Genomic DNA, 17,951 nt, shown 5'->3' on the forward strand with positions numbered 1-17,951 from the left:
GCCGAGCCCACCCTGCTGCAGCTTGCCGAACAGCTCAATCGTCTCGAACGCAAAGTGGATCGGCTGACCGACCTGCTCATCCAGCAGGGGAAAAACTGAGCCATGTATATCGTCGAACTCTGCTTTGAGTGCTACCGCAACACCTCCCTCGGTGACGCCGAGCGGGCCATCGTCAACTATCTGGACATGCTGCGCTATCAGGGGCAGATCCTCGGCCGCGAGTTTCCCACCAGCATGCACGAGGGCTATTTCGTCAGCCGGGTGGTCTGCCCGGAGCAGGACAGCCTCCACCCGGACAACCAGAGCGAGCAGGTAAAGCTGGCCGAGCAGCAGCTCAATCAGGCGGGGCTGCTGGCGCCCAAACTCCATCTGCAGGGGGCGGATTTGCTCTCCGACAGCACAGATCCTTGCGGCCAACAGGGCGAGCGCCCCAGCTGGATGATGCTCTATACCAGCTTCCTGCACACCTGCTCACCGCTGCGCTGCGGCGACCACTTCGCCCCTATCCCGCTCTATCAGGTGCCAGCCATCGCCAACGGCGATCACAAGCAGATCATCAAGTGGCAGGAGGATTGGGAGGCGTGCGATCAGCTGCAGATGAACGGCTCCATCGCCGAACATGCGGCGCTGCACGAGATTGGGGAAGTGGGTAGCCGTCTCTACCGGCGCGGCAGCGATCTCGCCAAACGGCTGGAAGTGCTGACCGGCATCCCCACCTACTACTACCTCTACCGGGTGGGGGGCGTGAGCGCGGCCGAGGAGAAGGCGCGCCCCTGCCCGAGCTGTGGTGGCGAGTGGGCGCTGGCAGAACCGCTGCACGAGATCTTCGACTTCAAGTGCGACAGCTGCCGCCTTGTCTCCAACCTCTCCTGGGATTTCAAGGATTAAGCGCACACCCTGCCCGTGACGCCATAAAAAGAGCCTTGCCGCATGGCAAGGCTCTTTTTGTTTCGATATTCATTTCGGCATTTCGTTTCGAGATCTGTTCCGCCAAGCGGTGGTGGCTCGAACAGCACTATTGCGGCAGGGTCTCCAGCCGCTCCAGAAACGCCGGCAAGGAGGGGGCCAGCGGCAGCCGGCGGCCTGAGTCGAGCCACTCCAGCCACACCTGACCACTCTCGTTATCAAGGGAGATAAGCGTCATCTCGTTGCGGGTGGTCGCAAGGAAGATCGAGGGGGTGCGCTTGAGCTTGCGCAGCATCAACAGATGACCGATGAGGTTCTCCTTGAGCAGGTCGAGATCCGCGTCGTTCCACGGCAGGATCAGCTCAAGACGCAGCCCCTTGAAGAGGCAGGGGATAGGACGGCTGAACCAGTGGCCAAACAGGGTGGTCGCCGCAGGATGAAGCTGCATCTCCAGCGCCTCATTCATGGCGGTGAAATCGCCGGGCTCGCTGCGCAGATGGGGACGCCAGCTGATCTGACCGTCGACCGGCTCGCCAAGCTGACAGGGGGAGCGCCACTCCGACTCCCACTGGCACAGGGGCAAGCCTCGTCTGGCCTCGCCGTCACGCTGCCAGCGGGTAAAAAAGTGCTTCAGGGCAGACAAAACTTGATCCGACATCGAAAATCCCCACAATTGCTGGCAAAGTCCGCTATTGCACCATCAAACCGGGTGACAGACAAGGTTGCCAGCGCCCCGCTGCATCTCGGGGTTATCCCCGCTGGCAAGGCTGCGAGCACGCTCTGGCCATGCAATGGCCCGCTTCCTCCCAATCATGATGAACACATTAGGTGAGCAAACCTGTGAGCAAACAAGATAGATACGCCGGCGCCAGCGCCCTCAAGGGCTTGAGCCTGGGCCAGCAAGCCGACTACATCAGCCAGTACACCCCCTCCCTGCTGCAACCGGTTCCCCGCAGCCTGAACCGGGATGACCTGAAACTTGGTGACGCCCTCCCCTTTACCGGTTGCGATGTCTGGACGCTCTATGAGCTCTCCTGGCTCAACAGCAAGGGCAAGCCGATGGTGGCCGTGGGCGAAGTGACCATTCCCGCGACCAGCCCGAATCTTATCGAGTCCAAATCGTTCAAGCTCTACCTCAACTCCTTCAACCAGACCCGCTGTGACTCCATCGATGCGGTGGCGGCCATGCTGGAGCAAGATCTCGGCGCCTGCGCCGGCGAGCCGGTCAAGGTGACCCTGTTCCCGCTCGATCGCGCCCCGCACCAGATCGCCACCCTGCCCGGCGAGTGCATCGACGAGCTGGATATCGAGGTCGATAACTACGAGTTTGATGCCGACCTGCTGCAGGGCGCCGCCAGCAGCGAGCTGGTCGAGGAGACCCTGCACAGCCACCTGCTCAAATCCAACTGTCTGGTCACCAGCCAGCCGGACTGGGGCTCTGTGGTGATCCGCTACAAGGGGCCGAAACTGGATCGGGAGAAGCTGCTGCGCTACCTCATCTCGTTCCGTCAGCACAACGAGTTCCACGAGCAGTGCATCGAGCGCATCTTCATCGACCTCAAGCACTACTGCCAGCCGGAGCAGCTCACCGTCTATGCCCGCTACACCCGTCGCGGCGGCCTCGACATCAACCCGTTCCGCTCCGATTTCGAGGCGGTGCCCGCCAATCTGCGGCTTATCCGTCAGTAAAACGGGTGATATGACAAAAGAGAGGGCGTCGGTTGGACGCCCTCTTCTTATCTGCAAGGGAAGCATGAGTAAACTCTGGACGCACAGGGGGGCGTTGGATAACATGCCCTCACCCCTGTGCCGTCCTTAATCCAATGAATCAACTGTTTTTTCTGGCCATGATGATGTCTTCCCTGTCCGCTCCGAATCTGGATCTGGACAAGGAGCAGCTCTCTGTCGACCTCCAGCAGGCTCAGTCGCTGGTTCAGACCGATCCCGCCAGATGCGTCCAGATCACCTCTGCCTTCCTGACGCGCGCAGCCAACAATCCCCAGCAGATCATCAGCAACCGGCAGGAGTTCGGCTATCGCGAGCCGATCCTGAACTACAGCACCATCGCCCAGTCCGTCGGCGCCTATCTGCTCAAGGGGGAGTGCCTGTTGCAGCTGGGCCAGTATCAGGCTACCCAGCAGGCGCTCGACAAGGCGATGGTTCTGGCTGACAAGGAGAATCTGCCAGAGCTCAAGGCGCACGGCCTCTATCTCAAGATCCGCAGCCAGCTGCTCAAGCCTGACAGCCAGAGCAGCAGTCGCCCTTTGCTCAGCGAGCTTGAGGAGCAGCTGACAGCACCCAACCTCAAGCAGAGCCAGCTGCAGATCTACAGCCGGCTGCTGCACACCAGCTATGACATCGACAATCAGCAGCTCGAGGATGCCAAAGTCCATCTGGCCGAGGCGCGCAACTGGGCAGCCAAAGCGGGCTATCCGCTGGCCAGCGCCTGGGTCAGCGCCATCAGCGGCGATCTCTATCGCGCCCTGCAGCAACCCCAACTGGCCCTTGGCGAATATATCGATGCCCAGCAGCAGGCGAGAAATCTCAACGATCCGCTCTTCCTCGGCCTGCTCTCCAACCAGATCGTCAAGCTCTACCAGCAGGAGCAGGAGCCCCAGAAAGCGCTCCAGTATGCCAATGAAGCGGCCAACTACTTCCACTCCATCGGTAACCCCTCCCTGCTGTGCGACTCGCTCATCGTGCTGGCGCGCCTCAACCGGGATCAGGGTGATCTCAATCTGGCGCTGGTCTACTTCTTCAATGCCCTCGACCTCATCGATGAAGGGAGCAACCGGCCACAGTCCTCCCTACTCAAGTACGAGATAGGCAAGACCTACCTGCAAAGCGGCAACCTCTCGCTGGCCAGCAACTACCTCAATGCGGCACGCCAGTCCCATGAGCTGAACGATGCCAAAGAGCCGCTTATCGATACCCTGCTGCTGCTCGGCGAGCTCTATCTGAAAAAGCAGGAAGCTGCCATCGCCATCCTGCAGCTGGAGAATGCCCGGGCACTGGCCGACCAGATCGGCGATACCCGCCGCCAGTACGAAGTGTTCCGCCTGCTCTCGCTGGCCTACGAACAGAAAGGATTCCTGCGCCAGGCGCTGGACAGCTACAAGCGCTTCCACCGACTGGGTGAGGAGGTGCGCCAGCAGGAGATCGCCCAGGAGCAGGCGGCGATCCGTGACAACTATGTCCACGTCGAACGGGTGCAGCACATCAAGGAGCTGGAGCAGCAACTAAGCCAGAGTCAGCACCAGCAGGAGCGCTATCTCTGGTCGAGCATCACCACCAGCCTGCTGCTCGCCCTTTTTATCTATCTCTTCTTTACCCTCTGGCTCAAGCTGCGCACCGCCCGGCTGCAGGCCAAGCGCACCGGTGAAGCCCTGCTGGTAGAGCCCCGTTCGGGTTTGGCCAACTGGCAGCGCCTGATGAACCGCTGGCCACGGGAGATGGCCAAACGCCAGCTCAAATCGGATCGCTGGTATCTGAGCGAAGAGCCCACCAGCGAATTTGACGACAAGCTGCACTACCTGCTGTTCAGGGTCCCTTTCCTGCTCAATGTGCGGGAGCGGCATGGCTATCAGGCCAGCAGCGAGATTGAACAAGCCTTTGGCGCCTATATCGAGACTCTGACCCCGCAGGATGGCCGCATCTACGATTTGCGCGAAGGGCACCTGCTCTATGTGGTACCGCAGCGGCATGTGGCCAATCTGCATCAGTTGGCCGGCGATCTGCTGATCGCCATCGCCGCCTTCCCCTGCGACTACCCCATCGATCGCCAGGTCAGCCTTGGCATCGTCAGCCACCCCTTCCTGCCGAAAGCGGCGACCGCACTCGATCACCATGGCCTGTTTGACCTCTGTTATCTCGCCTTGTCGGGAGCCATTCAGCTCAGTGAAAAACACCAGCAAAACGTCTGGCTGGAGCTGGCCGCCATCGATTGCCAACAGGCAGCATTTTTTAATGGGGATGTGTGGCAATGCGCCCTGATGGCAATTGACAAGGGACTGGTAAAAGTCAATTCTTCTCATGAAAAGCAATGGGTTAATTGGCACCAGCTTGCAAGGAAGCAAGACACCGGCCCACAACCGTAAAATAGATAACAGACGAGGCTCGATAACGGGTTCGGTCACTGTTGCTATCTGACACGAAAAACAATAATGACAACAGGGCGACCTGATAATGAATGACATCGCTGCCGTAGCAGGACAATTGGCAAGGCTAAGGGAATCCCTTCAGCAGAAACAGCTGGAACTCGACGGAGTACTCTCATTCTCCGATGCCGAGCGTGCTCGCGGCATTCAGTTTATCAACAAGCTGATGCTCTCCTGCCGTGGTTTCGACCGAGAGCTGGACAACCGCTTCGCCAAACTCAAGCAGAAACTCGATAATAATCCCGCTTTCACCGCCCTTGACGCCGATCTGCTGGCTATCGAAAAACTGCTGCAACAGCACAGCAATGCCATCGAAGAGTCGATGACCCTGACTCAGGCCGCCATCGATCTGGGCTCTAGGCAGCTCAAGACCATCAAAGGCTTCCCGGAAGAGACCCGCAAATCCCTCAAGGAGTTTTTGGCCAGCCCCGCCGGCTACGGCATTGCCGACCATCAGAAGAAGGTGATCCGGCTGCTGGAGTTCTACCAGCAGGCCATCAAGATCCAGCTGCTGCCAAGCCAGCCTCTGCAGGTCAATCCGGAGCAATCCACAGCCGAGAGTGAAGCGAACCCCGGCGAGCCCCAGGCAGAAAACGATGCCTTCGATCTCAAGGAGCATGTCCGTCTTGCCGACGAGTTGCAGCGTCTCATCACCGAGCTCGATTTTGCAGGTTCCATCGGCGAGAGCCTGAGTGACATTCGCCGCCAGCTGCTGATCGGGATCAACCCGGCCCTGCTGGCCGAAACCAGTCTGCAGGTGATCGAACTCATCATTGAGGGCACCCGTGAAGAGCGTAAAGCCTCCCGCGCCTTCCTGAGCACCCTCAACGAAAGCCTTTCCGCCGTTCACGTCGGTTTTACCGAGTCGCTGGATGAAGGGCGCGCCCTGCACAACGAAACCAAAGAGACCCGCGAGGCGCTGGTGAACGAGTTGCAGGCCATCGATCAGACATTGGCCAGCCACAACACTCTCGATGCACTCAAAGAGGCAATTTCCGGCCATATGGGGGCCATAAACCAGCTGTTGCAGGAGCGCGAAAACACAGCGGCAAGGGAGCGCCATCTGCTCACCCGCCTCTCCACCATGGAGTCCAAGCTCAGGTTGATGAAGGAGGAGACCGCCGAGTACAAGAAGCGGCTCACCATCCAGAAGCACAAGCTGTTCCTCGACAGCCTGACCCAGGTGCACAACCGGGCAGCCCTCGACGAACGGCTGGAGCAGGAGTACAAACGCTGGCTTCGCTATCGCACGCCGCTCTGCATGGCCATTATCGACATCGATCACTTCAAGAACATCAATGACAACTACGGTCACATGGCGGGCGACAAGGCGCTGAAAGTGGTTGCCAAGGCGCTGCAAAGTGCTCTGCGTGACACCGACTTCATCGCCCGTTTCGGCGGCGAGGAGTTTGTGGTGCTGCTGCCCAACATCAATCCGGACAAGTTCCAGAAGCCCCTTGAAACATTGCGCCAGACCATCAAGAGCATTCCGTTCCGCTTTCGGGATGCCAAGGTGGAGATCACCATCTCCATCGGCGCCACCCTGTTCAAGGAGGGGGACAACCCGTCCGATGTGTTCGAGCGGGCGGACAAGGCGCTCTACCACTCCAAGCATACCGGTCGGGATCAAGTGACTCTGGCCTGACGAGCGGTCAAAAAAACAGCGAACAGTCGTCCCCCTATTTCCCTCCCCCCTCAGTTACCACTACTATCGAAGTCAGGGGATGCAAGAAGGCATCCCCTTTTCTCCCCAGGGAAAAGCACAACGATAACAAGATGAGTAAAGGGGAACCCTATGATTACGCATATAAATCCGGTCGGCAGCATGGATTTGCTGTCACAGCTTGAGGTCGATCGCCTCAAGCAGACAGCCTCCAGCGATATCTATCAGCTGTTTCGCAACTGTTCGCTGGCGGTGCTCAACTCTGGCAGCCACACCGATAGCTCCAAAGAGATACTTGAGCGTTTCAAATCGTTTGATATTCACGTGATCCGGCGCGAGCGCGGGGTCAAACTCGAGCTGTTCAACGCGCCGGAACACGCCTTCGTCGATGGCGAGATCATTCGCGGCATTCAGGAGCACCTCTTCTCGGTGCTGCGCGACATCCTTTATGTCTCCAACCAGCTCGAATCGAACCGTCAGGTCAATCTGACCAATTCAACCCACATCTCCAACGTGGTCTTTGCCATCCTGCGCAATGCCAAGGTGATCCAGCCCGGCGCCGATCCCAACCTGATCGTCTGCTGGGGCGGCCACTCCATCAACGAGATCGAATACCAGTACACCCGGGCAGTCGGCAACGAGCTGGGTCTACGCGAGCTCAACATCTGTACCGGCTGTGGCCCGGGCGCCATGGAAGGCCCGATGAAGGGCGCTGCAGTCGGTCACGCCAAGCAGCGGGTACGCAACGGCCGTTACATCGGCCTGACCGAACCCTCCATCATCGCGGCCGAGCCGCCCAACCCCATCGTCAACGAGCTGGTGATACTGCCGGATATCGAGAAGCGACTGGAAGCCTTCGTGCGCCTCGGCCACGGCATCATCATCTTCCCGGGCGGAGTAGGTACGGCAGAAGAGCTGCTCTATCTGCTCGGCATCATGATGAACCCGGCCAACGAACGCCAGCCGATGCCCATCATCCTGACCGGCCCGAAAGAGAGTGCGGACTACTTCCGTGCCATCGACGACTTCGTCAAGGCGACCCTCGGCGAACCGGCCACCCGTCTCTACCGGATCATCGTCGGCGATGCACCGGAAGTGGCGCGGGTGATGAAAGAGGCGATGCCGAAAATTCGCGAATACCGCAAATCGGTCGGCGATGCCTACTCCTTCAACTGGTCGCTCAAAATTGAGCCGGAATTCCAGCTCCCCTTCGAGCCGGATCACGCCAACATGGCCAGTCTTGACCTGCACCGCAACCAGCCACCCCAACTGCTGGCGGCCAACCTGCGTCGAGCCTTCTCCGGCATCGTCGCGGGCAACGTGAAAGAGGGTGGCATTCGCGCCATCGAGAAGAAAGGCCCCTTCAAGCTGCACGGCGACAAGGAGCTGATGCACCTGATGGACAAGCTGCTGGAGAGCTTCGTCAAGCAGCAACGGATGAAGCTGCCGGGCAGTCAGTATGTGCCTTGCTACGAAATCGTACGCTGACGGGGACAACAGGTAAATCGAGGGGCGCAATGCGCCCCTCTCTATTTGCCACTCAACTGCCAGCGACCATCAATCCCCCATCAGGCCCGCTGGTTTGTTACAATGGGGCGTTCCGACTGCCAAGAGTGCCCCATGTCAAATCCAAGGCCACACCTGCTTATCATCGATGCCCTCAACCTCATCCGTCGTCTGCATGCGGTACAATCGCAGCAGGCACTGACTCCTGCCCAGGCGCTGGTCGCCACCCGCGCCAACCTCGTCAATACCTGCCGCAAGTTGCTGACCAATAGCGAACCAACCCATGTCATCGCCATGTTTGATGGCGAGGTGCATAGCTGGCGCAAGGAGATCTATCCGGCCTACAAGGAGGGACGCACACCCATGCCACCGGAGCTGCGCGAAGGGCTGGGTACACTGCAAGATGCCTTCTGGGAGTGCGGCATCGACTCCCTGCTTTCAGAAACCGATGAAGCAGACGATCTCATCGCCACCCTTGCATGTGGCATTGCCCAACACGGGGCAAGAGCTACCATCATCTCCACCGACAAGGGGTTCTGCCAACTTATCTGCCCGCAGATCCAGATCCGCGACTACTTCAACAAGCGCTGGCTGGATGCCGCCTTTGTCGAACAGCAATACAGGGTTGCGCCGACACAACTGGTCGATTTCTGGGCGCTGACCGGTATCGGGGGCTCCAATATCAAGGGTGTTCCGGGGATTGGCCCCAAGACCGCTACCCAGCTGCTGCAGCAATATGGCGATCTGGCCGCCATGCTAGCTGCCAGCGAGCAGGAAGAGGCAGCGAAAGCGCTGCTCAAGCTGCGTCAGCACAGGGAAGAGGCGCTGCTGGCCCAGCGATTGGTGCGGTTGCAACAGGATATTCCGCTAGGATTCAACCTGCGGGACATCCGTTACCCGCCCCAGCCCGAATAACGCTCGAACAAAAATGCAGGCAAGGACGCGAACCATGACGAGACTCACCCTCACCGTTGATGAAAATGAGTAGAATGTAAAGGAATGTGGTTGGATTGCTAAGTAAATGATATAAAGCAGCCCCATCCTCCCCTATACCCTGGAAGTGGAACCCTCTCATGTCCAAAAGAACAATTACCGTTATCCCGGGCGACGGCATTGGCCCCAGCATCATCGAATCAGCCATCCAGATCCTGACCCACGCAGGCTGTGATTTCGAATATGAGTATGCAGATGCGGGTCTGGTTGCCCTTGAAAAACATGGCGAACTGCTGCCACAGGCGACGCTGGATCTGATCGAGAAGAACAAGGTCACCCTGAAAGGTCCGCTCACCACTCCGGTTGGCGGCGGTTTTACCTCCATCAACGTATCCCTGCGCAAGAAATTCAACCTCTACGCCAACGTGCGCCCGGTCATCTCCTTCAAGGGTACCAAGAGCCGTTACGAAAATATCGACATCATCACGGTGCGCGAGAATACCGAAGGGATGTACTCGGGCGCTGGCCAGAAACGCAGCGATGACAACAAGAGCGCCGAGGCGATGAGCATCATCACCCGCGAAGGAGCCGAGCGCATCGTCAAATTCGCCTTCGAGCTGGCCCGACAGGAAGGGCGCAAGAAGGTCACCATCATCCACAAGGCCAACATCCTCAAGTCAACCTCCGGCCTGTTCCTCGAAGTGGCTCGTGAAATCGCCAGCCACTACCCGGATATCCAGAGCGAAGAGATGATCGTCGATGCCGCCTGCATGAATCTGGTGATGTATCCGGAGCGCTTCGATGTGATGGTCACCACCAACCTGTTTGGCGACATTCTCTCGGATTTGTGCGCAGGTCTGGTTGGCGGTCTCGGCATGGCGCCGGGTGCCAACATCGGCGATGGTGCCGCCATCTTCGAAGCGGTGCACGGCTCGGCGCCGGATATCGCAGGCAAGAATATCGCCAACCCGACCTCAGTGATCCTCGCCTCCATCCAGATGCTGGAGTACCTCGGCATGCAGGATAAAGCAGAGCGGATCCGCGAGGCGGTACGCGCCACCATCGAATCCGGTGATCGGGTTACCCGGGATCTGGGTGGTAGCGCCTCCACCAGCGAATTTACTCAGGCCATCATCGATCGACTGTGAGTTAATTCATTGATTTAAAAAGGGAGCTTCGGCTCCCTTTTTTATATGCACAACCCCCTTACCCAGCCGGACATTGCCGTCTATGTTCAATGAAGAGGCGACAGGGAGGGTCTCCGATGCGTACTACCGGAATGGTATTTTTGACAGGGTTGTTGCTTTTGACTGACCGGGCTGTCGCATTGGAAAACAGCACCAATCCGGGGGCCATGCTCCCGCGCCAGCAGGCACTGACCAGTCGCGAAGTGTGGCGCTCTACGTTGGATACCAACGATCTGCTCAAAGCTCCCAAACCGCTCTCGTTCAGCATCGAAGTCACCACCGACAACTACGGCAACCAGCAGATCACCTCCTACCCGCAGCTCAATCTCACTCTGGAAAAGGGTGTCAGCCTCTCTTTCGAACGCTACAAACCCAAGGTCAAGTTCAGAACCGGCACCATGAATACGGCGATCAAACTGAGAGGCAACGGGGTAAAGCTGCAACTCAATCCGGTCGACAAGAGCATTCCCCTCGAGATCGAGCTGAAAGTAACCAATGACGAATCCTCCCTGCGCGTCGATTATCGCTTCTAGCCAGTGCCAGATAGTAAAAGACCGGTGAGTTTCCTCGCCGGTCTTTTACTATCTCGGATGTGCGCTCTGTCTATCAGACCTTGGGCTGCAGCTTGGAAACCCAGTACTTGTTGTAGACATGCACGGTGATCTCTTCACGATCGTGGTAGAGCTGCTTGGCCTGGATCACGAACGCGTTGTCGATCTCCTTGAGCATCTCACGCAATACCTCGATATTGTGCACCGATTCGGCATAACGCTTCTTCATCGGCAGCTTGAGGTTGAACATCGCCTCCTGGCAATCATTCTCCCGGAACCAGTCCGCAATCATGTGAACGACACGCGCCGGTTTATCGACCATGTCGCACACCAGCCAGTAGGTGTTCTTCTTGCTCGGACGCCAGACAAAGCCGTCATCGCGCACATGTTTGACCTGACCGGTATCCATCAGAGATTGCGCCATCATGCCGTTGTCGACCGCCGTCACCATCATGCCACGGCGCACCAGCTGATAGGTCCAGCCACCCGGGCAGGCGCCCAGATCCACCGCCTTCAGGCCGGAGCAGAGACGCGTATCCCACTCTTCTCGCGGCACGAACACGTAAAACGCCTCTTCCAGCTTGAGGCTGGAGCGGCTCGGCGCATCGGCCGGGAAGCGCAGACGCGGGATCCCCATGTGGAATCCGGAGTTGTTGAAGGAGTAGGAGTAACCCAGAAGCACGTGATCATTGGCCATGAAGAAGGCGTGGAACACCGGGCGGTTCGGCGTCTCCTTCTTGGTGAGGATCTCGTTGTTGCGCAGCGCCTGACGCAGCGGCACAGTGAACTTGCGGCAGAAGGCCGACAGCTCTTTCGCTTCGTTGGTGTCAGCGGTCTCTACCCGCAAATCGCCACAAATGGTGTATTCGCGAACAGCGTCGATGATGGGGGTGATCCGATCCGCAACATCCAGATCCTTCAGATCGTGGGTGACCACCAGCATCTGACGGATAAAAATAAGCTCGCGGAACGGCAGCTTGCGAGCCAGCAGATCCGCCTGCTCCTCGTCATACAGTTCGAATATCACATAACCACTGTCGTCCTTGACCCGGGCGAAACCGTAGCACTGCATGTTACCGGCACGCTCGGTGATCTCTGCAGCCGCCTCTTTCTCAAAACCGGGGCGGCAATAAAGCAGCAGATTATTCATTTTTTCCTCCAAGACGACAGCCAGCCCAGATAAGAGCCGCCCATCCCAACATAAAACAGAGGCCACCGGCCGGGGTAATGAGCCCCAGCCCCTTGCTGCCAAGCAGCACCATGGCGTAAATACTGCCGGAGAATCCCAGGATCCCCAGCACAAATGAGGTGCCGGCAACGGTAATCACCTTGCTACGCACCCCGCACCAACCCAGTACAAACAGGGCCAATGCGTGAAAAAACTGATACTGCACGGCGGTATTAAAGGCCACCAGACGCTCGGGAGCAATGCCGGTAGCGGCCAGTCCGTGGGCGCCGTAAGCCCCCAGCATGGTTGCCGTCAGCCCGAAAAAACCGGCCAGCACCAGCCAGTGTCGATGGATACTCATCCTGACTCTCCTTCTGTGATTCCCCGACGCGTCAAACCGGCGCCGGCAAGGCACCAACGAATTGCCGTATCCGGCTGGCCGCCTGTTGCAGATTATCCTGCTCGCAAAGACCACTGCTCTTTCTCGGCTTGAAACCATGATCACCATCGGTCAGCCAATGGACCGATACGGCGGATGAGAAAGGAAAATCGGCCAGTTCGACGCGAGAACCGAAAGTGTCGCGCTCCCCTTGCAGCAGCAGGGTCGGCGTCTTGATCTGCTTGAGTACCTCACCCCGCCAACGGTCGGGCCTGGCCGGGGGGTGGAAAGGATACCCGAGAATGAGCAAACCTGCAGCATTCATCTCGCAATAGATCTCGTCACTGATCTCGGCCGCCATCCGCCCTCCCATCGACTTGCCAGCCAGAAACAGCCGGGGATGGGCAAATTCCCGCACCACCTCGCGCCAGTGGGCAAGCAAGACGGGTTGTCGGTCTGGCGGGCGACGCTTGCCATCCAGAGCTCGCTTGCTCATATAGGGAAAGTTGAAGCGCACCACCTCGATATCCGGCCCGGCCAGCAGGCGCGACAGCTCGGCGAGAAAGGTATGTTCCATTCCGGCGCCGGCACCATGTGCCAATAAAATGCGAACGGGGGCATCAACTGCCCCCTCACGGATCACCTCATGCATCGGCGAGTCGCGCTCTGCGGCGGGCCTCTTCCTGCTCCACCAGCTCCAGCATCCAGTCGCGAAAGGCTACGATCTTGCCCTGATCAGACTGCTGCTCCTGACAAACCAGATAGAAGGCATTTTTGCTCACCAGCACCTGCTCGAACGGACAGATGAGGCGGCCAGCCTCAATCTCGGGCTGAGCCAGCACGCTGTGGCCAAGTGCCACTCCCTGACCGTGGATCGCCGCCTGGATCACCATGGTGGAGTGGCTGAAGATGGGGCCCTGATTGACGTTGGGCGCATCGATATCGAGCTGGCGGAACCACGCCTTCCAGTCGCGGCGGGAAGTGTCGTGCAACAGAGTGTGCAAGGTCAGATCCTGCGGAGTGCGCAGTGGCTTCGGGCCAGTCAGCAGCAAGGGGGAGCAGACGGGGATCAGGTATTCGGTGTGAAGCTTGTCCGAGCGCAGACCCGGCCAGTTGCCGCGGCCGTAGTAGATCGCCACATCAACATCATCGGTCAGGGAGCCTTCATCCAGATCGACCGCCTTGATCCGCACATCGATGTCGGGATGGCGCTCGCTGAACTTCACCAGCCGCGGCACCAGCCACTGGATGGCAAAACTCGGCTGCAGGCTCACCGTCAGCGCCCCTTTGGCGCTGCGCGCCAGCAGCTTGTCGGTCGCTTCCGAAATGGAGGCGAAGATATCCTTGATATCGAGGAAGTAGCCCTGCCCCTCTTCCGTCAACAGCAGAGAGCGGTTCTTGCGGCGGAACAGCTTGATGCCAAGATACTCCTCCAGCGCCTTGATCTGATGACTGATGGCAGCCTGGGTAACGAACAGCTCTTCCGCAGCCCGGGTAAAGCTTAAGTGACGAGCCGCAGCTTCGAACGCCTTGAGGGCATTGAGCGGGGGTAAACGACGAGACATGACACCAGCCGACGATGAGTTTTTCTAATGGGGCGCATTATAATTTGTCGGTTGCGGGTCGACCAGTGAATAAACATAATTCGCCCAGCAATCAGTCGCCATATGGCTCACATTTTCTACTACATGTTGGTTTGCATGGGTTTTTCGTGAGTCGTTCGACTGTGATTGTGGTGTTGTGTTTCTTCCTCTGCGGGAAGAGGGGTTTAAATCTTATCGATTTGACCCAGTCTGTCATCTGAATGTGTTTGGCGCCTCCTGTCGGATGGCGCCTTTTTTCATTCCCCTACACCTTGAACTGACCCACCAGTTGCTGCTGCTTGTCGGCCAGTGCCGACAACTCACGACCGTTTTCGGCGGAAGTCGCCGCCTCGGCGCGAATGGTGTGGCTCACATCGCGAATGTTGCTGACGTTGCGATTGATCTCGTCAGCTACCCGGCTTTGCTCCTGCGCTGCCCGGGCAATCTGCTCGTTCATCTGGTGGATGGTGGAGACCGACTGGATGATCTGCTCCAGCACCCGCACCGAGAGATCGACCTTGCCCAGCGTCTGGTCAGCCTGGCCATGACCATCGTGGATCGCCTTGACCACGGCTCCGGTGCCGGACTGCAGCTCGCTGATCAATTTCTGGATCTCCACAATCGCATTCTGGGTACGGCCCGCCAGATTGCGCACCTCGTCCGCCACAACAGCAAAACCACGGCCCTGTTCACCGGCCCGAGCAGCCTCGATGGCCGCATTCAGCGCCAGCAAGTTGGTCTGCTCCGCAATCCCCTGGATCACGGTGAGAATATCGTTGATGTTGTCACTGTTGGCGGAGAGCCGCTCAACCACCGGCAGCGCATTGTTGATAATTGCCATCAGCTTGCGCATCGCTTCTTGGGTATCAGCCACCACATATTTGCCCTCTTGTGCGGCAGCGTCGGTTTCATTGGCCGCAGCAACCGCCGAGGAGGCGTTGCCGGAAACCTGCAGAGCCGTTGCACTGAGCTCTTCAAAGGCAGTAGCGACCAGATCGACCTCCTGATACTGGGTCTGCATGCCGGTGCTGGTGCGCTCGGCGACATGCGCCGCCTGCTCGGCACTGGTACGCGTTCCTTCTACCGTGGCAATGACCTGACTGATGGTCGATTGCAGTTTGTTGAGGAAGCTGTTGAACCACTTGGCCAGCTCGCCGATCTCATCCTGACGATGGATTTCGATGCGTTGGGTCAAGTCCCCTTCACCAGTGGCAATATCCTTGAGTCGGGCAACCACGGCACGGATGGGAGCAACGATTTGACGGGCCATCAGCCAGATAAAGCTCAAGGCCAGCAAGGAGATAAGCGCGCCAATTCCAAGCTGGGTGGCGACGCTGCGGCTCGATTCACTGGCGAGATCCTCTTGCAGCTGCTGGGCCGATGCCAGCACCACGGCTCGGGGCAATTCGATATAGATGCCCCACTTGCGATCGGTTCCGCGCATGGTCACGGGGACAAAAGTTTGCAGTATGGAGCCGTCGCTGCTCCAGCGGCTCAGCTCCTGCCCTTGGTTGAGCCACCCTTTCAGGTCAGCAGCCAGCCCCTGATACTTCTGATCCAGCGCTCGCCCCAGAGTGACATCGAATTGATCAGCCCCAGCCACACGCCCTTCATGGCTGACCAGCAAAATCCTGCCTTTGCCGTCATAGAGCTCCTTGTCCATCGCAGAAACCAGATTTTGCAACGCAGTCAAAGATATATCGACGCCAACCATCCCCAGCAAGTTGCCGTTATCCAGCAGGGGGGTGCTTACTGAAGTGATCAGAACCTTTTTATCGCCGACATCATCCAGATATGGTTCAAGCAGGCAGAGCGCCTTGGTACGAATGCTGCAACGATACCACTCGTTTTCAACGCCACCAGATGCGGTCGGTGTTTCGTCAGCCAGCACATCCTCGTTCTGCACTTCAGGTACCAGCTTGCCGTTGTCATAGGCCCAATAGGTTGAGAAACGCCCTTTATCATTGGAGCCAATATCGTTGGAACCCTGATAGTTGCTGTCCTCCCCGTCAAGCTGATCGGGTTCAAACACCGCGTAAACGCCGAGCAGATTGGTGGAAGAGGCCGCGGCATCGTGCAACTGCTGGTTGATGGCGCCACGTAGCGCCTCGGAGTGAACAAAGTTGTCTGCCGCATTCTTGCGCTGGAACAGCACATTTTCAGCGAGCAGAGTCGCCCGGAAATAGGCCTCGTCCAGATAACTGGTCACCTTGGCAGCCTGCTCCGCACCCATCGCTTTCATCCAGTTTTCTGCCGATTGCTGTGCCTCGTGCATTGTTGCTTGTCGCACTTGCTCCTGCATCTTGTTGGCATTGTAAAGAGACGAAGCAACCAGAGCGGCAGCGGTAACCAACAAACAACAACCGGCAATCAGGGTGATCCGACCCTGGACAGAAAGAGCACTCATGCCAATATTCCTAACGTCATAGCGATATGGATAGTTTATCGACTTTATAAACAAAAACTTAACTATCTCAGAGCAAATCCAGCGATAGTTGGTTAACTTCTCCCTCTTTCGGCAAACCTACCACCAACCCCAGTAGACGCACCGATCGCCCTTGCGAACGCAGCAACCCCTCTTTTAATAAGGGTATAAACAACTCGGCCTGATATCCTCCCTGACTGCGATAAACTGTTGTCTGGTGAAAATCGGCAAATTTGAGCTTGATCCCCTGCCCCATGAGCTGTTCTGCCGGGCAGACCTGCTGGAAGCGGCGCTCCAGCTCGGGCAACAGTCGATTTAGCACCTCCATGCAGGCCAATTCATCACAGAGATCGCTTGCCAGTGTGGTTTCCACGCCCACCGTCTTGCGGATCCGCTGTGCCTGCACCGGCTCTTCATCCAGACCCCAGATGCGGCTCGTCAGCATCTCTCCCAGCTTGCCAAACCGGCTTTGCAACTCCTCAGGCGCCAGGGCGCGGGCATCCTCACAAGTGAACAGACCTTGCGCCTCCAGCCGTTCTGCCGTCTTGCGCCCGACGCCGGGCAACTTGCCAAGAGGAAGCAGGCAGGTAAACGCCTCCACCTCGTCAGGGCGGATAATGAACAGACCATCTGGTTTGCGCTGTTCCGAGGCGAGCTTGGCCAGAAACTTGTTTGGCGCTACCCCAGCCGAAGCGGTCAGTCCCAGTTCGGTGACGATGGCATGACGGATCTCCCGGGCCATCAGGGTGGCACTGCCGCCACAACAGCGACTGTGGGTCACATCGAGATAAGCCTCATCCAGCGACAAGGGCTCCACCTGATCGGTATAGCGATGGAAAATGGCTCTCAACTGGCGGGAAATATCCTTGTAGAGCGCCATCCTTCCCGGCAACAGCACCAGCGGCGGACAGAGCTTTTTCGCCAGCGCGGTGGGCATGGCCGAGCGCACACCAAAGCGACGGGCAACATAATTGCAGGTCGAAATGACGCCACGCCGCTCGGACGCCCCTCCTATCGCCAGCGGTACTTCCCGCAATGCGGGGTTATCCCGCATCTCCACCGCGGCAAAAAAGCAGTCCATGTCGATATGGATGATTTTGCGCATACCACTGTATAAATAAACATACATCAGATTATATTACTGCAAGCCAGGGAGGAGCTCTATCTCAATCAATGGCTGCTATCCTGTTAGACTCCAAAGAGACCTCATCAATCACTGTAACAAGGAGTGTTGGCAATGAAATACCTCTGGTTGGGACTCTGTCTGCTGCCACTCGCCGGGATCGGCAAAAACAATCCGACCGCCGAGTGCCGTTGGCTTTACGATCGCATCGCAGCGCTGGAACAGGCCATCAAGAAGGGGGACAAGCTGGGCACGCAGGAAGAACTCTCCCGCTGGCGCACCGAGTTCAACGAGAAACAGTGCAAAGAGTACGACTACTGACCCGGGTTATCGTCCGGGTAGAAAAAACGGGCCCCTGCCGATATGGCGG

16 protein-coding genes are annotated in these 17,951 nt (G+C 58.1%); 9 read left to right on the top strand and 7 right to left on the bottom strand.

Translation table 11 applies throughout. The features are described 5' to 3' along the window. Window positions 1-102 precede the first annotated feature (102 nt). On the top strand, window positions 103-888 hold the full coding sequence (locus tag AACS24_RS18880) for a Zn-ribbon-containing protein (RefSeq protein ID WP_108571645.1): 786 nt from the start codon (window positions 103-105) through the stop codon (window positions 886-888). 127 nt (window positions 889-1,015) lie between these two features. Here AACS24_RS18880 and syd read toward each other — a convergent pair whose 3' ends face one another. Next, window positions 1,016-1,564, bottom strand: coding sequence for a SecY-interacting protein (syd, locus tag AACS24_RS18885; RefSeq protein ID WP_108571646.1), 549 nt, complete (start codon window positions 1,562-1,564; stop codon window positions 1,016-1,018). Window positions 1,565-1,746: 182 nt separating this feature from the next. Between syd and queF the strand changes: the two genes are divergently transcribed. The 7 genes from queF (at window position 1,747) to AACS24_RS18920 (ending at window position 10,885) form a co-directional block, all read left to right on the top strand. Next, entirely contained in the window at window positions 1,747-2,595 is an 849-nt protein-coding gene (gene queF / locus AACS24_RS18890) for an NADPH-dependent 7-cyano-7-deazaguanine reductase QueF (protein WP_108571720.1), read from the top strand. Between the two features lie 134 nt (window positions 2,596-2,729). Then, window positions 2,730-5,003: a tetratricopeptide repeat protein gene (locus tag AACS24_RS18895; protein ID WP_108571647.1), complete on the top strand. Its 2,274-nt coding sequence runs from the start codon at window positions 2,730-2,732 to the stop codon at window positions 5,001-5,003. 88 nt (window positions 5,004-5,091) lie between these two features. Then, window positions 5,092-6,708: a GGDEF domain-containing protein gene (locus AACS24_RS18900; RefSeq protein ID WP_108571648.1), complete on the top strand. Its 1,617-nt coding sequence runs from the start codon at window positions 5,092-5,094 to the stop codon at window positions 6,706-6,708. A 150-nt stretch (window positions 6,709-6,858) separates the two neighbouring features. Beyond that, window positions 6,859-8,214 carry a nucleotide 5'-monophosphate nucleosidase PpnN gene (gene ppnN, locus AACS24_RS18905; protein ID WP_033114234.1) on the top strand — a complete coding sequence of 452 codons (1,356 nt, stop codon included), beginning with the start codon at window positions 6,859-6,861 and terminating at the stop codon, window positions 8,212-8,214. A 132-nt stretch (window positions 8,215-8,346) separates the two neighbouring features. Continuing rightward, window positions 8,347-9,147, top strand: a complete 801-nt coding sequence (gene xni / locus AACS24_RS18910; protein WP_181364234.1) for a flap endonuclease Xni — start codon at window positions 8,347-8,349, stop codon at window positions 9,145-9,147. 158 nt (window positions 9,148-9,305) lie between these two features. Then, on the top strand, window positions 9,306-10,313 hold the full coding sequence (locus tag AACS24_RS18915; protein WP_033114232.1) for an isocitrate dehydrogenase: 1,008 nt from the start codon (window positions 9,306-9,308) through the stop codon (window positions 10,311-10,313). A 116-nt stretch (window positions 10,314-10,429) separates the two neighbouring features. Beyond that, window positions 10,430-10,885: a hypothetical protein gene (locus AACS24_RS18920; protein WP_258222996.1), complete on the top strand. Its 456-nt coding sequence runs from the start codon at window positions 10,430-10,432 to the stop codon at window positions 10,883-10,885. Window positions 10,886-10,958: 73 nt separating this feature from the next. On the opposite strand, the gene rlmM is transcribed toward AACS24_RS18920, so the two are convergent. The 6 genes from rlmM to dinB form a co-directional block, all read right to left on the bottom strand. Then, a complete protein-coding gene (gene rlmM, locus AACS24_RS18925; RefSeq protein WP_033114230.1) occupies window positions 10,959-12,053 on the bottom strand; it encodes a 23S rRNA (cytidine(2498)-2'-O)-methyltransferase RlmM in 1,095 nt (364 codons plus the stop codon). After that, window positions 12,046-12,432 carry a DUF423 domain-containing protein gene (locus tag AACS24_RS18930; protein WP_108571651.1) on the bottom strand — a complete coding sequence of 129 codons (387 nt, stop codon included), beginning with the start codon at window positions 12,430-12,432 and terminating at the stop codon, window positions 12,046-12,048. The genes rlmM and AACS24_RS18930 overlap by 8 nt, the downstream gene beginning before the upstream one ends. 31 nt (window positions 12,433-12,463) lie before the next feature. Beyond that, window positions 12,464-13,102 carry an alpha/beta fold hydrolase gene (locus AACS24_RS18935; protein WP_108571652.1) on the bottom strand — a complete coding sequence of 213 codons (639 nt, stop codon included), beginning with the start codon at window positions 13,100-13,102 and terminating at the stop codon, window positions 12,464-12,466. After that, entirely contained in the window at window positions 13,095-14,015 is a 921-nt protein-coding gene (locus tag AACS24_RS18940; RefSeq protein ID WP_005338622.1) for a transcriptional regulator GcvA, read from the bottom strand. The genes AACS24_RS18935 and AACS24_RS18940 overlap by 8 nt, the downstream gene beginning before the upstream one ends. Window positions 14,016-14,298: 283 nt before the next feature. Beyond that, on the bottom strand, window positions 14,299-16,440 hold the full coding sequence (locus AACS24_RS18945) for a methyl-accepting chemotaxis protein (protein WP_108571653.1): 2,142 nt from the start codon (window positions 16,438-16,440) through the stop codon (window positions 14,299-14,301). 67 nt (window positions 16,441-16,507) lie between these two features. Next, window positions 16,508-17,563, bottom strand: a complete 1,056-nt coding sequence (gene dinB, locus AACS24_RS18950) for a DNA polymerase IV (RefSeq protein WP_108571654.1) — start codon at window positions 17,561-17,563, stop codon at window positions 16,508-16,510. A gap of 132 nt (window positions 17,564-17,695) precedes the next feature. Between dinB and AACS24_RS18955 the strand changes: the two genes are divergently transcribed. Then, a complete protein-coding gene (locus AACS24_RS18955; protein ID WP_033114225.1) occupies window positions 17,696-17,902 on the top strand; it encodes a hypothetical protein in 207 nt (68 codons plus the stop codon). Window positions 17,903-17,951: the final 49 nt, after the last annotated feature.

It is taken from the genome of Aeromonas sp. HMWF016 (assembly GCF_963878195.1).
GTDB classification, from domain to species: Bacteria; Pseudomonadota; Gammaproteobacteria; order Enterobacterales; family Aeromonadaceae; genus Aeromonas; species Aeromonas lacus.

Coding starts and splice junctions, on each gene's coding strand:
- AACS24_RS18880 (WP_108571645.1), top strand. CDS start 103: ATGTATATCGTCGAACTCTGCTTTGAGTGCTACCGCAACACCTCCCTC.
- syd (WP_108571646.1), bottom strand. CDS start 1,564: ATGTCGGATCAAGTTTTGTCTGCCCTGAAGCACTTTTTTACCCGCTGG.
- AACS24_RS18895 (WP_108571647.1), top strand. CDS start 2,730: ATGAATCAACTGTTTTTTCTGGCCATGATGATGTCTTCCCTGTCCGCT.
- AACS24_RS18900 (WP_108571648.1), top strand. CDS start 5,092: ATGAATGACATCGCTGCCGTAGCAGGACAATTGGCAAGGCTAAGGGAA.
- ppnN (WP_033114234.1), top strand. CDS start 6,859: ATGATTACGCATATAAATCCGGTCGGCAGCATGGATTTGCTGTCACAG.
- xni (WP_181364234.1), top strand. CDS start 8,347: ATGTCAAATCCAAGGCCACACCTGCTTATCATCGATGCCCTCAACCTC.
- AACS24_RS18915 (WP_033114232.1), top strand. CDS start 9,306: ATGTCCAAAAGAACAATTACCGTTATCCCGGGCGACGGCATTGGCCCC.
- AACS24_RS18920 (WP_258222996.1), top strand. CDS start 10,430: ATGCGTACTACCGGAATGGTATTTTTGACAGGGTTGTTGCTTTTGACT.
- rlmM (WP_033114230.1), bottom strand. CDS start 12,053: ATGAATAATCTGCTGCTTTATTGCCGCCCCGGTTTTGAGAAAGAGGCG.
- AACS24_RS18930 (WP_108571651.1), bottom strand. CDS start 12,432: ATGAGTATCCATCGACACTGGCTGGTGCTGGCCGGTTTTTTCGGGCTG.
- AACS24_RS18935 (WP_108571652.1), bottom strand. CDS start 13,102: ATGCATGAGGTGATCCGTGAGGGGGCAGTTGATGCCCCCGTTCGCATT.
- AACS24_RS18940 (WP_005338622.1), bottom strand. CDS start 14,015: ATGTCTCGTCGTTTACCCCCGCTCAATGCCCTCAAGGCGTTCGAAGCT.
- AACS24_RS18945 (WP_108571653.1), bottom strand. CDS start 16,440: ATGAGTGCTCTTTCTGTCCAGGGTCGGATCACCCTGATTGCCGGTTGT.
- dinB (WP_108571654.1), bottom strand. CDS start 17,563: ATGCGCAAAATCATCCATATCGACATGGACTGCTTTTTTGCCGCGGTG.
- AACS24_RS18955 (WP_033114225.1), top strand. CDS start 17,696: ATGAAATACCTCTGGTTGGGACTCTGTCTGCTGCCACTCGCCGGGATC.